The sequence below is a fragment of the Segetibacter koreensis DSM 18137 genome (genome assembly GCF_000374045.1).
Classification (GTDB): Bacteria; Bacteroidota; Bacteroidia; order Chitinophagales; family Chitinophagaceae; genus Segetibacter; species Segetibacter koreensis.
In genome coordinates, this window is sequence record NZ_KB893314.1 from 388,217 (window position 1) to 402,891 (window position 14,675).

Below are 14,675 nucleotides of genomic sequence, written 5' to 3' on the forward strand. Positions count from 1 at the left end.
AACCATTCTGTTAAAAGCAGAATGGTTTTTCTTTTAAATTTATTGCGGACTATTTTTCCATCTGTTCAATTACTTCGGCAGTTACCCCTGTGTAACTAAACCCACCATCGTGAAACAAATTTTGCATGGTCACCATTTTGGTGAGGTCACTAAATAAAGTAACGCAATAATTGGCGCAATCTTCTGCCGAAGCGTTACCAAGAGGACTCATTTTTTCAGCAAAAGAAATAAATCCTTCAAAACCCTTTACCCCGCTGCCCGCAGTGGTACGTGTTGGCGATTGACTTACTGTATTGATACGAACTTTTTTCTTTTTAGCATATTGATAGCCGAAACTTCTTGTAATACTTTCTAATAAAGCCTTTGCGTCTGCCATTTCATTATAATCTGGAAACACTCTCTGTGCAGCAATGTAAGTAAGGGCGACAACACTTCCCCATTCGCTTATTGCATCCATCTGGTAGGCTAACTGTAAAACACGGTGAAAACTGATAGCGGAGATATCGAAAGTCTTATGGGTAAAATCATAATTAAGAGAAGTATAAGGATTGTTTTTACGCATATTCATACTCATGCCAACACTATGTAGGATAAAATCGACGGGGCCACCAAAATGCTCAAGACTTTTTTCGATTAAATTTTTTAAATCGTCATTGCTGGTAACATCAGCAGGAATTACAGGAGCATTTCCACATTTTTCTGAAAGTTTGTTTATCTCGCCCATCCGCATAGCAATCGGGGCATTAGTCAGCACAATTTGCGCACCTTCTTCAAAACATTTTTCTGCTATTTTCCATGCTATCGATTGATCATTAAGTGCACCGAAGATGATGCCTTTCTTTCCCTTCAGTAAATTGTAGGCCATTATATATTGTTTTATTTTTATTTAGAAGTGGTAAAAATAGAAATTCAATTGATAAACCGAAAAAGAATATAAATTCTCTTTTTTATAATTTCCTCAAAATAGATTAAATATTGTAAAAACTGTTTTTGCAATTCTACTTTCCTGAATTTTATCCACTACTAACAACCATTTTTTTTGACAATGCTTTTCTTATTTTCTGCAAGAAAAAGAAAATAAAATACCGGAATGAACATAAATTTTTGTGTAAACAAAGTTGCTCCGCCAGATACTATTTTGTTCAAATTAACTTTGAGCTATGAAAATACAGTTATGGTCAGTTGGCAAAACCCATGAAAGTTATGTAAAGGAAGGGGTTGATGAGTTTACAAAGCGAATATCAAAATATTACCCGGTTGAATGGAAGATTTTTACGCCTGCAAGGCAAACTGTTAATACAAGCGAAAACGACATAAAAAAAAATGAAGCGCAAACTATATTGCAAGTACTTCAAAAAGAAGACTACCTGGTATTGCTTGATGAGAAGGGAAAACAAATGACTTCTCCGCAACTTGCTGCATTTATAGAGGGCAGGGCAAACAGTAGCGTTCGCCAGCTTGTCTTCTTAATTGGGGGTGCCTTTGGTGTTGATGAAAACATAAAATCGAGAGCTAATTTCATTTGGGCTTTTTCGCAACTGGTTTTCCCTCACCAGTTGGTAAGACTTATACTGTCAGAACAGATCTACCGGGCGTGCACAATCATTAGAAACGAAAAATACCATCATCAATAAATCATTATCTTGCCGGCATCATGAGTATTACTTTAATTATAGTTATTATTACCGCCATAGTTTCTTTTATAGCCTTTTCAAATCAAAAGATCATCGATGATTTTATTTTTGATCCTCCGGCTGTCACCAACCGAAACCAGTGGTACAGGTTTTTTTCTGCAGCCTTAATACATGGGGATATGGGTCATCTCATATTTAATATGCTCTCATTTTATTCCTTTGGCGAATATGTAGAAGCAAACTTCAAATATTTATTTGGCCCAATGGGTCCATTGCTGTATGTAGCCTTATATGTGATATCGCAGTTTGTCTGCCTGCTTCCGACGTATTTTAAAAACAAGGACAACTATTATTACAAAAGCCTGGGAGCCAGTGGAGCAATATCAGCGGTTATATTTGCCGGTATATTTTTATCACCTCTCCAAAAAATAGGTATAATGTTTATTCCTATTGGAATTCCCGGTTTCATTTTTGGCTTCATATACCTTGCTATAACCGCATATCTCGACAAGAAAGGAGCAGGACATATTAATCACTCTGCTCACTTATTTGGAGCATTGGCTGGTGTTATTTTGCTCATTATTTTTGGTTATCTCTTTTCTCCTTATGATGTTTTACAAAATTTCATTTACCAGATAAAAGGCTTTAATTCGTAAGTAAAGGAGAATTGCTAAGTTTCGCTTTCAGTTCTCCCCGGCTTTGAATAAATAGCTGAATAAATAAATTTTCTAAAAAACGTTTGAATAGAAACAAGTTTATATTTTGACTCACTAAAAAACCAACTAAAATCATGCAGGTGGGTAGCTTCGATTTCACATAAGATTTTGAAGAAAAAGTACATGGATTTTAATAATAACTTTTGCCATAAATTATTTTTCTCACTTATTTGGAAATCGGTAAATAGCCAAAGGCCACCGGGCTTTAAAAAAGAGTCAATTTTATTAAAAATTATTTTACCTGTTTTTGCTGAATAATTATCAAAAAGAAAAGCAGTCAGCACTACGTCAAACTGTTTTGGCAATATAACATCCAGTATGGATTGATTGATAAATACCAGACTGTTATTTCCAACATCCTTCTTTTTAGCACGGGTGATCATTTTCTCAGAAATCTCCACGTAAGTTATTTTTAATCCGCTTACATGTTTTTTTGAAATTTCTTCAAGAATCTGACCTGCCCCACCCCCAATTATAAGGATAGAGCAGTCAGGGGGAATAGCACCGACAAGAAATACCTGAGACTGCATAATAGCACCTCCAAACACCAGCTGCGAGAGCCAATCGTAAAACAGGGCAACATTATCGTAGTTACCTTTCATAACAATCAAAATTAAGCCTGTTTTACGCAGTTTTTTTTAGTATCCCCAAATTGGACGTAAGGTGAGTCTAGACCATGTGCAATTTCTTCGCTGGTAAACGTGAAGTGTAACTCTCTAAAATATTTGAGAATAAAAAAGTTTTACTTCAAATTCGTGTGCTATTTTTGCAACGCAATTCTTAAAATCAAAATGGCTATATGACCTGGAAGCAAATGTTCACTTCTTCAATTGGGCAAAAATTTGTAATGGCTATTACCGGTATTTTTCTTATTACTTTTTTAGTTGTTCATGTTGGTTTAAATGCCTGTATCTGGGCAAATGATAATGGCGAAATGTTTAATACAGGAGCAAATTTTATGGCTTCTATGCTTGTGATAAGAATAATGGAGGTTGTTCTTTTTGCCGGAATTATTATTCATACTATTCAGGGACTTGTGCTTACTGCTGCAAATAATTCTAAAAGAAAAGTAGGCTACGCAGTGGAATATGGAAATCGCGGCAGCAAATGGTACAGCCGCAGTATGGGCTTACTTGGTACCTTGCTTTTGCTGTTTTTAATAATGCATATTTATCATTTTTGGGTTCCTTCACGCCTTGGCGGGATAGCTAATATAAAGCCTCTACAGGAAATTGATTATTCAAACGGGTTAGGGAAACAGTATCATAATCTTTATTTAGAAATGATACAGGTGTTTCAAAATCCTTTGATCGTTATTTTATATGTGTTAGGATGCATATCACTTGCATATCACCTGATGCATGGTTTCGAAAGTGCTTTCAGAACGATTGGGCTTCACAACAACCGGTATTTAAAAATGTTACGTCACCTGGGTCGTGGCTTTGCAATTATTGTAAGTGCAGCTTTTGCCATGATGCCTATAAGTATTTATTTAGGTTGGGTAAAATAGAAATAGGCTTTCGAGGCTTATTGATTATTGATATAGTTGGTTGAAACGGGACTATAGGGATTTTGAGATAATCAGAATACTTAATACAAAAGGGATTTTTACTTTCGAAAAATAACTATAATTTTTCTTACAAAGTATCAACAAACAACGGCAGACTTTTGTAAAAGGTTATATGAAGATGCAACTGTACAAGTGAGTGACACAACGATGTTGACAAAAGATAAAATGATAGCTAACAGCTAACACATTTTTAAACTGGCACATTTTCAAATTATCAAATTTTTCAAATTGCACATATGTTAGATGCAAAAATACCTGAGGGACCTTTAGAGCAAAAGTGGCTGGATTATAAAGGCCATTGCAAACTGGTTAATCCTACCAATAAGCGGAAGATGGAAATCATTATTATTGGTACCGGACTGGCGGGCGCATCGGCAGCAGCTTCTTTGGGAGAACTTGGTTATAAAGTAAAAGCATTTTGCTATCAGGACAGTCCGCGTCGTGCACATAGTATTGCTGCACAAGGTGGTATAAATGCGGCAAAGAATTATCAAAATGACGGCGACAGCGTTTTCCGTTTATTTTATGATACGATAAAAGGTGGCGACTACAGATCAAGAGAGGGAAATGTGCACCGGCTTGCAGAGGTGAGTGTAAATATCATCGATCAGTGCGTTGCGCAGGGTGTTCCTTTTGCGCGTGAATATGGCGGATTGTTAAGCAACAGAAGCTTCGGTGGCACGCAGGTGCAAAGAACATTTTATGCGGCAGGGCAAACAGGGCAACAACTTTTGATCGGTGCATACCAGGCGCTGGAAAGACAAATAGCATTAGGCAATGTAAAGATGTATAACCGTCATGAGATGCTTGATGTTGTTGTTGTTGATGGAAAGGCTCGCGGCATTATTGCCCGCAACCTGGTTAGCGGGGAATTGGAAAGACATTCAGGATATGCAGTTCTGTTGTGTTCAGGGGGCTATGGAAACGTGTTTTACCTATCTACTAACGCGATGGGCAGCAACGTAACAGCAGCATGGAAAGCTCACAAAAAGGGGGCTTTTTTCGCTAACCCCTGCTTCACACAAATTCACCCTACCTGTATTCCTGTCAGCGGTGAACACCAGAGTAAACTGACGTTAATGAGCGAAAGCTTGAGAAACGATGGACGCATCTGGGTTCCTAAAAAACAGAATGATACCCGCAGGGCTGCAGATATTCCTGAAGATGAAAGAGATTATTATTTAGAGAGAAGATACCCTGCATTTGGCAATCTTGTGCCACGAGATGTAGCATCAAGAGCAGCTAAAGAAAGGTGTGATGCCGGTTATGGAGTAGGCACTTCAAAACAGGCAGTATATCTTGACTATGCTGATGCTATTAACCGATATGGGCAGATTGAAGCAGGTAAAAGAGATATACATGATGCTAATCCTGCTGCTATAATTGCGATGGGCAAGGAAGTGGTAAAAGAAAAATATGGTAACCTGTTTGACATGTATGAAAAGATAACAGGAGAAAATCCATATGAGGTTCCCATGCGTATTTACCCTGCCGTTCACTATACTATGGGTGGTATATGGGTTGATTATGAATTGCAAACAACTGTACTGGGTTTATATTCTTTAGGTGAAGCAAATTTTAGTGATCACGGTGCAAACCGTTTGGGTGCATCTGCACTAATGCAAGGCTTAGCAGATGGTTATTTTGTTATACCCTATACAATAGGCAATTATCTTGCTGACCAAATACGTGTTGCCCCGATGTCTGTTGATCACCCCGAATTTATTGCGGCAGAAAAAGAGGTAGCAGAAAGGTTAAACAGGCTGATGAATATTAAGGGTAAAACTTCTGTAGAAAGTCTGCATAAACGCCTTGGAAAAATAATGTGGGACAAATGTGGCATGGCACGAAATGCTCAAGGGCTACAGGAAGCAATAACTGAGATACGGCAATTAAAAGAAGAATTCTGGAGTGATGTAAGAATTCCCGGCGAAATAAATGAAATGAACAACGAGCTTGATAAAGCCGGCCGTGTAGCTGATTTTATAGAATTGGGTGAACTGATGTGTTTAGATGCACTTCAAAGAAACGAAAGCTGCGGCGGACACTTCAGAGAAGAATTTCAGACTGAAGAAGGTGAGGCACTACGTGACGACGCACATTATATGTATGTCGCAGCCTGGGAATACAAAGGTGACCATAACTGGGAATTGCATAAAGAAGACCTTGTGTACGAGGTGGTGAAGCCAACGCAGCGGAGTTACAAGTAATTTCAAAGTATGAAAAATGTGGTACTTTAAAGGATAATCTATCTCATTTTGGCTTAAAATTATGCGACAAAGAAATAAAAGCATTTTGGCTAAATTATTTCTTCGTTAAACCCGGATAACCGGTTTGCTGCATCAGTTCTTGTTTGCATTTTCAAAATTTCAAAATTTCAAATTAATCCATCTGGGCTTATGGAACATTACAATATGAATCTTACCTTAAAAATCTGGCGTCAGAAAAATGTGAACGCAAAAGGTGGGTTTGAAACTTATAAGGTTACAGATATTTCTTCTGAAATGTCTTTCCTGGAAATGATAGACGTACTGAATGAAGATCTGATAAATGAAGGCAAAGACCCGATAGCATTTGATCACGATTGCCGCGAGGGTATATGTGGATCTTGTTCGATGTACATTAATGGGAAACCTCATGGACCATGGAAAGCTACGACAGTATGCCAACTACATATGAGAGCTTTTAAAGACGGAGAAACTATTGTGGTTGAACCGTGGCGTGCAAATTCTTTTCCTGTTGTAAAAGATCTGGTGGTTGACCGCTCTGCTTTTGACCGCATCATACAGGCCGGAGGTTACATTAGCGTAAATACAGGAAATGCGGTAGATGGCAATTCAATTCCGGTAGATAAAGACAAGGCAGATAAATCTTTTGCTGCCGCTGCATGTATTGCTTGCGGAGCGTGCGTTGCTGCCTGTAAAAATTCTTCGGCAATGTTGTTTGTTTCAGCAAAAATTTCCCACCTTGCCCTTTTACCACAGGGACACCCTGAAAGAAAATCCCGCGCAATAAACATGGTTGCTCAAATGGATAAGGAAGGGTTTGGCTCATGCACTAACATTGGCGCCTGTGAAGCAACTTGTCCTAAAGAAATACAAATCACTAACATAGCAAGATTAAATGCAGAATATCTTTCTGCAAGCCTTTCTTCGGATAAAGATTAGTACCAAAATAATAACATTTACGCAAGGCCAAACTATTAAGATGCGAAGCTGGCCAGGCAAAAGTAGTCTCATTAAAAAAGCCCGGATAAAACCGGGCCTTTTTAATGAAATATGCTAAGCGCGACAACTAATATTGAGACTATCTCCTCATTCCCGGCATTTTACCCATGCCCATCCCCATTGGCATTTTATTCATCATTTTCATCATTTGGCGCATTTGGTCAAATTGCTTCATAAACGCGTTGACCTCGTTCATATCTTTACCTGAGCCTTTTGCAATACGTTGTTTACGGCTTTGGTTTATTTCATCGGGGTTGCTTCTCTCATAAGGAGTCATACTTTTTATAATAGCCTCAACTCCTTTAAAAGCATCGTCACTAATGTCTACATCTTTTATCGCTTTGCCTACACCGGGTATCATTGCCATCAAATCTTTTAGATTACCCATCTTTTTTATCTGCTGCAACTGGTCTAAAAAGTCCTGGAAATCAAACTGATTTTTGCGAATTTTCTTTTCGAGTCTTTTAGCCTGTTCTTCATCGTATTGCAGTTGAGCCTTTTCTACCAACGTAGTGATGTCGCCCATACCAAGTATACGCTGAGCCATACGTTCAGGATAAAACACATCTAGAGTATCCAGCTTTTCGCCGCTGCTGACAAACTTAATAGGTTTTTCAACAGTGTATTTAATAGATAAAGCTGCACCCCCGCGAGTATCACCATCCAGCTTGGTTAATACTACTCCACTAAAGTCAAGCCTGTCATTAAATGCTTTGGCTGTATTTACAGCATCCTGGCCGGTCATGCTATCAACAACAAACAAAATTTCCTGCGGATTAACTGCATTTTTAATATTTGCAACCTCAGTCATCATTGCCTCATCTATCGCAAGACGGCCCGCGGTGTCTATAATGACAACATTTTTATTTTTGGCCTTTGCTTCTTTTATAGCGTTTTGAGCAATCTCAACAGGGTTTTTATTTTCTCTCTCACTATAAACATCTACTCCTATTTGTCCACCCAACACCATTAACTGATCGATTGCCGCAGGACGATATATATCTCCAGCAACCAGTAACGGGCTTTTCCCTTTTTGTGTTTTCAGGTAGTTGGCGAGCTTACCACTAAAAGTTGTTTTACCACTACCCTGCAAGCCTGCAATTAAAATAACTGCGGGATTGCCTGTTATGTTAAATGTACTTTCTGTGCCACCCATTAACTCCGCCAGCTCGTCTTTTACAATTTTAGTCATCAACTGACCGGGGCTTACTGCGTTTATCACCTTGGTGCCAAGTGCAATATCCTTTACTCTATCAGTAAAGTCTTTTGCTATTTTATAATTAACATCAGCATCTACCAATGCACGGCGTATTTCCTTTACTGTGGCGGCAATGTTTAATTCTGTTATCTTGGCTTCACCTTTCAGGTTTTTAAAGGCACCTTCGAGCCGTTCACTTAAACTTTCAAACATATTATCGCAGATTTATTTATATCAATTATTGACTTATCAAAAATCCATTTCAATTTGCTTCATCCAAAATTCAATGAATTATTACTGACTATTTTAATTTTCATTACTACAGATCAATTATTTTAGGTACAGTTTTAAATAACCTTTTAAAAATTATTTTTTCGACCCCTTTTATTTTACGGCAATAGCCACTTCTTCAATTTAAAATCTTTCGCCTCATCGATTATTTCCAACATCTGCAAATTGTTACAGAAACACAAATTTACGTATCTCTTAAATTCTAACAGAACTACAAATGTTAACGAATAGAGTTATTAAAGACACAAAAAAAGTGAACACAAGAAAATTGCATTCACTCTCCGGCAAATATATTTTAATTAAGCCGTATTGATGTGCCAGATTTTGCCTTTTGTCTTTACTAAAGATACATTAATACGCCAAAGGCGAAAAAAATGAACCAAAGCACCAAGCAAGGATGCTACATCCAGCAATTACATTGCTTCATAAAAAATATGAGCAACCGACATTGAAGAATTATGTAGAATTTAAATATAAACGTTCTATACTTTTATATAATTATGGTTAAGAACCTTATACAAATAATTATTGTACCTCACCTTATTTTTCTGGTGAAAAACAATTATCCCAGGTATACTTTCAACTCTTTACACCGGGAAGTTGTTCGCAACTTTGTTATAGCCTTGTCTTTTATTTGCCGAACTCTTTCGCGGGTAAGAGAATAGCGTTCACCAATGTCTTCAAGACTCATTGGATGATCCACTCCTATTCCGTAAAAATAGCACAGAACATTTTTTTGCCTCTCAGTCAACGATTTAAGTGAACGTGCAATTTCTATTGACAGCGACTCAGTATGTACAAGTCTTTCATCTGTGGTATCTGCATTTTCATTAACTAATACATCTATAAGTGTATTTTCTTCACCGTCCATTATTGGCCCATCAACACTTACATGACGGGTAGACATCATTAGTGAAGTAGCTACTTCCTCTGTGGTAATTTCAAGAAGATCGGCTAACTCCTCAGCGGTAGGTTCTCTTTCAAACTCCTGCTCCAGCATTTGGTAAGCCTTGCTGATCCGGTTTGTAAGACCAACCTTATTTAGAGGTAACCTTACAATGCGACTTTGCTCTGCAAGCGCTTGTAAAATACTTTGGCGTATCCACCAAACTGCGTAAGAAATAAATTTAAAACCCTTTGTTTCATCAAAACGTTGAGCAGCTTTAATGAGGCCAAGGTTGCCCTCATTTATAAGATCAGGCAAAGTCAATCCCTGGTTTTGATACTGCTTAGATACAGAAACAACAAATCTTAAATTTGCTTTCGTTAATCTTTCCAGGGCTTGTTGATCTCCTTTCTTAATTCTCACTGCCAAAGCCACTTCTTCTTCCGGAGTAAGGAGCTCCACTTTTCCAATCTCCTGTAAATATTTTTCAAGACTTTGCGATTCACGATTGGTAATAGACTTCGTGATTTTGAGTTGACGCATACTCATAATGCTGTTTAATTTTAAGGGTAACAGATAAATGTTTTACATAAAAGAATTTTAGAAGTGTATTGCGGGGGAGAATTCTAACACCAAAATAAGAATGTTTTATGTAACAAAAAAAAAAATAATAAGTCAACGTTAAAACGTTATTTATTTAATTCATATTTTCCATAATTTGTATAAAATCTTTATATTTTTTTTTAAACAGCCAGCTTTATTTTCTGTTATAGAAAAAAAATATTTTAGCTCTATTATTATTTTTATATTATTGCAAACTTTCGTTTCTACGATAACTGATTATTTATGAGCAAAAAACAATTGTACACCCTGGAGTATCCTGTGAGAAGTTCTCCAAGTATTTTATTTGAATTTTTATCAACACCGGCAGGTTTAGGCGAATGGTTTGCTGATAAGGTAGATGAGAACAAAGAACATGTATTTACTTTTACCTGGAATGATTCATCTGAGAAGGCCCAGCTTGTTGAAATGCAGGAAAACAAATTTGTGCGCTTTCAATGGCTGAAAGCACCAAAAGATGAATACTTTGAATTTGAAATTGACAAGTCTGAAGTGACAAATCAGACAATATTGATAATTAAAGATTTTGCAGAAAAAAAAGAAATTAAAGATCAAAGCCAGTTGTGGGAATACCAGGTAAAAGATTTATTTCATAGAATTGGAGCATAGCTTTCAAGCATTTTAATTAACAAGCTAAAGTTTTCTGTAAAAAAAGTATTTGCTTCATCCCACTTAGATAGTGGGATTTTTTTTGCCATTTTTAAAAAAGGCAATTTATCGATGTCATCGTTACGGGCTTCTGTAAGAGACAAATAATTATTTGTTTCAAAATGATGCTCCCACTGATTTTCACCGGTTGCGATATACCAGCCAGAAAATAAGTTATTAGAAATTGCATTGTAGATAACGGAAGAATATTGTTGTTGGTAGCAACCTGCAAGATGAAGAGTAATACTAAAAAAATTTCCCCACCAAAAAAATGACCTGATAGCAAAAACATCTTCTTTACCAAATTGTCGGGGAAAGTCGAGGACAACATACGGCAATCCCTGGTAGTTTTCTCCTCGCGAAATTTTTGGAGTAATAAAATCTTGCTTACTTAATATTGTAGAAGCTACCTCGTTTTTATATTCTTCTGAAAGTGTTCCGAAAAGTTGATATACTTTTTTAATAATTGTATTTTTTGCTATCAGTATATGTGGGTCTGCAACCAATTGCCTTTCATAAGCCGTAAGAGAAGGAGTAATCATATCTATTTATATAAATGATACATGTTTGTTAATTAATAAGATATAAAGTTAGCGCCGTAGCCTGATGCCTGTAAAGCGTTAAATTTGTCCCATTGAGCAGGGATGTAAACTATTTGCAAAGTGATTAAAAAACTTGATGCCTTAATAATAAAATCTTTTATAGGACCATTTTTCGCCACATTCTTTATCGCCTTGTTTGTATTGGTGATGCAGTTTTTCTGGTTGTATATTGATGATCTTGTAGGAAAAGGACTCGACCTGCCAACGCTGGCACACTTAACCGGACTGGTTGCCGTTAACTGGGTACCCCTTGCTTTGCCCCTTGCTTTACTGCTTTCTTCCATCATGACTTTTGGTAACCTTGGCGAGAGCTTTGAGTTGGTCGCCATTAAATCCGCCGGCATTCCCCTGCTTCGTTTTATGAGGCCGCTTTTTATTGTAGCTGTTCTTATTGCAGGTATTTCCTTTTTGTTTGCCAATAACATTATGCCTGTGGCCGTCTTAAAACTAAATACACTTAAGTATAATATAATAGTATCAAAGCCGGCATTTGATATTAAAGAAGGTGTTTTTTATAACAAAATAGACGGGTATGTAATAAAGATTGGCCAAAAATCAAAAGATGGAAATATTATAAAAAATGTCGTGATCTACGAAAAGAATTATGGCTTGCAAGACAACAGCATAATTGCCGAAAGCGGCGTTATGAAAGTTGCGCCCGGCAACAAACTTGAGTTTGATTTGAAAAACGGCTGGCGCTACCAGGAAAAAGGAAGCCACATGACCACCAATACCGAGTTTATTAGGTTAGGCTTTAAAGAGTATAAAAAAATCCTTGATCTCAGCAGTTTTAAAATGAATAAAACATCTGACAGTGCCTTCAGCGATAATTATAAAATGCTTAGTGTACGCCAACTCGCTAAAACGATTGATTCCCTTGAAAACTTTGAAACCTATTTTCAGAAACGTTCGCAGGCAGAAGTTTCGCCTTACCTCACCTTTACAAAATACGCTGATACTGGTTTAATAGCTGTAGACCCAAAAAGCGTGGCCAATATAAAAGATATTAACCAAATTATTCCAGACTCTCTTAACAACAGCATTCTGCAACGACTGCAGATACAACTAAATTCGCCAAAATCAAGTATTGAAATATTGGCAAATGAATATGCAGAAAAACAAAAAAACATTACCTCTCATCTTATAGAATTTCACAGAAAGTTTACGTTAGCGGTAGCGTGTATTGTGTTGTTTCTGATTGGCGCACCTTTGGGATCGATCATAAGAAAAGGTGGTCTTGGAACGCCTTTGGTTTTTGCCGTTATCTTCTTTGTCATTTTTCACCTGCTAAATACTTTCGGGGAAAAATTTGTGAAAGGAGGAGTGCTTTCCCCATTCGTCGGCATGTGGATGTCGAGCGGCGTCTTAATACCCGTAGGCATTTTTCTTACGTATAAAGCCATGAAGGACTCTCAATTATTTAACCAGGAGTATTATTATAGGGCAATTAAGAGGCTTCGGTTTTTTTTAGGTACTTTTATAAAACGAATAGAATCAACAACTTAAACGCTACTACATGAAAAATGATCAACTTTCGAGAAGAAATTTTATTGGGCAAACCGGGAAAGCCGGCCTTGCAGTCGGGCTCTCTGCAACAGTTCTACCTTCTATAATTTCATGTAACGCTCCGAAAGTATTGGCCTCAAATGTTTCTCCCACTCATTATACGCAACAGCCCCTGCCGTATAGTTACAATGCTCTTGAGCCGTCTATAGATGCTTTGACAATGGAAATTCATTATTCCAAACATGCAGCCTCTTATACAAAAAATCTTGCTGAAGCAACAGCCGCAGAAGGAGTAAATACAAACAGCACAAGCCTTGAAAATCTGTTAGCCAACATTTCTAAATACAGTGTAAAGATGCGGAATAACGCAGGCGGGCATTACAACCATGAATTGTTTTGGAAAACAATGTCTCCAAAATCAGATTCCAAACCAGAAGGCTCTTTAATGGATGCGATACAAAAGTCTTTTGGTTCTTATGAAGCTTTTATAACACAATTTAGTGATGCAGGTAAAAACCGGTTTGGCAGCGGATGGGCATGGTTAATATTAACACCTGACAAACAATTAAAGATCGGCTCCACTCCTAACCAGGATAATCCTTTGATGGATATTAGTGAGCTTAAAGGTTTTCCCGTTTTAGGCTTAGATGTTTGGGAACATGCATACTATCTAAAATATCAAAATAAAAGACCTGATTACATAACTAACTGGTGGAATGTTGTAAACTGGAAATTTATAAGCGACCGGTACGACACAGCAATGAAATAGTTTTGCAAAAGGAGTCCATGAGACGAAAAGCACTGCATTATCTGCGGTGCTTTTCATTTTACAAAAATATATTCATTTAAAGCAAGAAGGTTATTGTTGAGAAGGCTAACAGAAATATAAATATTAGAAAAGAACATTCTATAATTGGCTCAGCCTCTGTAGAATCTTCTCAAACTAACCGAGAAAAAACTACAAAGGCTGATAGATGGCTTATTACCGCAATCGTGAGGCAAAACTAATAAAATACCTGAAACAGAAAAGACATTTTTATGTAATTTTTAAAACTTTAAGAAAATAGATATTTACTTAATTTCGTAAGAAATCAATTCTTGCTTAGAGTTAAAACTTGCCCCTGATAATCCTACAGAAATTTGATTATCAATCAAACCGATTCCCTGTGCATAATAAAAATCGCCGCCACCAATAGAGGATATTAAAACATTTATATCAAGATTGACATGTATAACATCATTGTATGTTTTTCCATTGACAGTATGGGTTATTCCTTTTTCTTTAATTGTATAAGTAAGAGTAGCAGGAATAGATGTTCCTTGATATTTAAATGATGCAGTGTTAGTCCATGTACTATTAACGGGACGATTATCTTTTAAATACAATTCTTCAAAACCATCTATTCCAAGTTGTGGAAATGAAGCATAGCGATAATAATTGCTGTCCTCTCTTGCCATGTAAAGATTTCCTGTACCGTCTGAACTGCTTAAGACTTTATATGTTCGTCCATTGGCTGTAGTATCTTTACTGGTAACAGTGACAGTGTACGTAGATGCAGCCGAAGAGTCCTGCGTGTAATTATACGTCCAGTTACTTCCAACTGTCAAAGGGCTATAATTACTAGTTGACGTGGATGGAGAAGAATTATCTTTTGTACACTGGGTAAATAAAAATAAAGATGATGCGACTAAACAAAAAGACAGGAAAGAAATTTTCATTAATGTTTTTTTAATATTGATAAATAATAGAACGAAACGTTTAAACCCGTTAAAGAT

General features: G+C 36.9%; 14 protein-coding genes. 8 read left to right on the forward strand and 6 right to left on the reverse strand.

The window, feature by feature from the left end; genetic code table 11:
• Positions 1-49 precede the first annotated feature (49 nt).
• On the reverse strand, positions 50-865 hold the full coding sequence (locus B154_RS0101730; protein ID WP_018611352.1) for an enoyl-ACP reductase FabI: 816 nt from the start codon (positions 863-865) through the stop codon (positions 50-52).
• 295 nt (positions 866-1,160) lie between these two features.
• Between B154_RS0101730 and B154_RS0101740 the strand changes: the two genes are divergently transcribed.
• Both B154_RS0101740 and B154_RS0101745 read left to right on the forward strand, forming a co-directional pair.
• A complete protein-coding gene (locus B154_RS0101740; RefSeq protein ID WP_018611356.1) occupies positions 1,161-1,634 on the forward strand; it encodes a 23S rRNA (pseudouridine(1915)-N(3))-methyltransferase RlmH in 474 nt (157 codons plus the stop codon).
• A 20-nt stretch (positions 1,635-1,654) separates the two neighbouring features.
• Positions 1,655-2,290, forward strand: coding sequence for a rhomboid family intramembrane serine protease (locus B154_RS0101745; protein ID WP_018611358.1), 636 nt, complete (start codon positions 1,655-1,657; stop codon positions 2,288-2,290).
• Between the two features lie 14 nt (positions 2,291-2,304).
• Here B154_RS0101745 and B154_RS0101750 read toward each other — a convergent pair whose 3' ends face one another.
• Positions 2,305-2,952 carry a class I SAM-dependent methyltransferase gene (locus B154_RS0101750; protein ID WP_018611359.1) on the reverse strand — a complete coding sequence of 216 codons (648 nt, stop codon included), beginning with the start codon at positions 2,950-2,952 and terminating at the stop codon, positions 2,305-2,307.
• Positions 2,953-3,149: 197 nt separating this feature from the next.
• Here B154_RS0101750 and B154_RS0101755 point away from each other — a divergent pair, with 197 nt between their 5' ends.
• From B154_RS0101755 to B154_RS0101765, 3 genes are all read left to right on the forward strand, one after another.
• The gene (locus B154_RS0101755; RefSeq protein WP_018611360.1) at positions 3,150-3,860 is read left to right on the forward strand and encodes a succinate dehydrogenase cytochrome b subunit; all 711 of its coding nucleotides are present in this window, start codon (positions 3,150-3,152) and stop codon (positions 3,858-3,860) included.
• Positions 3,861-4,156: 296 nt separating this feature from the next.
• Positions 4,157-6,130, forward strand: a complete 1,974-nt coding sequence (locus B154_RS0101760; protein ID WP_018611362.1) for a fumarate reductase/succinate dehydrogenase flavoprotein subunit — start codon at positions 4,157-4,159, stop codon at positions 6,128-6,130.
• 189 nt (positions 6,131-6,319) lie between these two features.
• Complete coding sequence (locus B154_RS0101765; protein ID WP_018611364.1) at positions 6,320-7,087, forward strand: succinate dehydrogenase/fumarate reductase iron-sulfur subunit; 768 nt, start codon at positions 6,320-6,322, stop codon at positions 7,085-7,087.
• Positions 7,088-7,226: 139 nt separating this feature from the next.
• Here B154_RS0101765 and ffh read toward each other — a convergent pair whose 3' ends face one another.
• Entirely contained in the window at positions 7,227-8,558 is a 1,332-nt protein-coding gene (gene ffh, locus B154_RS0101770; protein WP_018611366.1) for a signal recognition particle protein, read from the reverse strand.
• Positions 8,559-9,198: 640 nt separating this feature from the next.
• Positions 9,199-10,065, reverse strand: a complete 867-nt coding sequence (locus tag B154_RS0101775; RefSeq protein WP_026259893.1) for a sigma-70 family RNA polymerase sigma factor — start codon at positions 10,063-10,065, stop codon at positions 9,199-9,201.
• 303 nt (positions 10,066-10,368) lie between these two features.
• Between B154_RS0101775 and B154_RS0101780 the strand changes: the two genes are divergently transcribed.
• The gene (locus B154_RS0101780) at positions 10,369-10,752 is read left to right on the forward strand and encodes an START-like domain-containing protein (RefSeq protein ID WP_018611370.1); all 384 of its coding nucleotides are present in this window, start codon (positions 10,369-10,371) and stop codon (positions 10,750-10,752) included.
• On the opposite strand, the gene B154_RS0101785 is transcribed toward B154_RS0101780, so the two are convergent.
• A complete protein-coding gene (locus B154_RS0101785) occupies positions 10,734-11,333 on the reverse strand; it encodes a hypothetical protein (RefSeq protein ID WP_018611371.1) in 600 nt (199 codons plus the stop codon). The genes B154_RS0101780 and B154_RS0101785 overlap by 19 nt on opposite strands.
• 120 nt (positions 11,334-11,453) lie before the next feature.
• Between B154_RS0101785 and B154_RS0101790 the strand changes: the two genes are divergently transcribed.
• Positions 11,454-12,899 carry an LptF/LptG family permease gene (locus B154_RS0101790; protein WP_018611374.1) on the forward strand — a complete coding sequence of 482 codons (1,446 nt, stop codon included), beginning with the start codon at positions 11,454-11,456 and terminating at the stop codon, positions 12,897-12,899.
• A gap of 10 nt (positions 12,900-12,909) precedes the next feature.
• Positions 12,910-13,668: a superoxide dismutase gene (locus B154_RS0101795; RefSeq protein WP_018611375.1), complete on the forward strand. Its 759-nt coding sequence runs from the start codon at positions 12,910-12,912 to the stop codon at positions 13,666-13,668.
• 302 nt (positions 13,669-13,970) lie between these two features.
• On the opposite strand, the gene B154_RS0101805 is transcribed toward B154_RS0101795, so the two are convergent.
• Positions 13,971-14,618 carry a hypothetical protein gene (locus tag B154_RS0101805; protein WP_157580354.1) on the reverse strand — a complete coding sequence of 216 codons (648 nt, stop codon included), beginning with the start codon at positions 14,616-14,618 and terminating at the stop codon, positions 13,971-13,973.
• Between the last annotated feature and the right edge of the window lie 57 nt (positions 14,619-14,675).

Coding starts and splice junctions, on each gene's coding strand:
- B154_RS0101730 (WP_018611352.1), bottom strand. CDS start 865: ATGGCCTACAATTTACTGAAGGGAAAGAAAGGCATCATCTTCGGTGCA.
- B154_RS0101740 (WP_018611356.1), top strand. CDS start 1,161: ATGAAAATACAGTTATGGTCAGTTGGCAAAACCCATGAAAGTTATGTA.
- B154_RS0101745 (WP_018611358.1), top strand. CDS start 1,655: ATGAGTATTACTTTAATTATAGTTATTATTACCGCCATAGTTTCTTTT.
- B154_RS0101750 (WP_018611359.1), bottom strand. CDS start 2,952: ATGAAAGGTAACTACGATAATGTTGCCCTGTTTTACGATTGGCTCTCG.
- B154_RS0101755 (WP_018611360.1), top strand. CDS start 3,150: ATGACCTGGAAGCAAATGTTCACTTCTTCAATTGGGCAAAAATTTGTA.
- B154_RS0101760 (WP_018611362.1), top strand. CDS start 4,157: ATGTTAGATGCAAAAATACCTGAGGGACCTTTAGAGCAAAAGTGGCTG.
- B154_RS0101765 (WP_018611364.1), top strand. CDS start 6,320: ATGGAACATTACAATATGAATCTTACCTTAAAAATCTGGCGTCAGAAA.
- ffh (WP_018611366.1), bottom strand. CDS start 8,558: ATGTTTGAAAGTTTAAGTGAACGGCTCGAAGGTGCCTTTAAAAACCTG.
- B154_RS0101775 (WP_026259893.1), bottom strand. CDS start 10,065: ATGCGTCAACTCAAAATCACGAAGTCTATTACCAATCGTGAATCGCAA.
- B154_RS0101780 (WP_018611370.1), top strand. CDS start 10,369: ATGAGCAAAAAACAATTGTACACCCTGGAGTATCCTGTGAGAAGTTCT.
- B154_RS0101785 (WP_018611371.1), bottom strand. CDS start 11,333: ATGATTACTCCTTCTCTTACGGCTTATGAAAGGCAATTGGTTGCAGAC.
- B154_RS0101795 (WP_018611375.1), top strand. CDS start 12,910: ATGAAAAATGATCAACTTTCGAGAAGAAATTTTATTGGGCAAACCGGG.
- B154_RS0101805 (WP_157580354.1), bottom strand. CDS start 14,618: ATGAAAATTTCTTTCCTGTCTTTTTGTTTAGTCGCATCATCTTTATTT.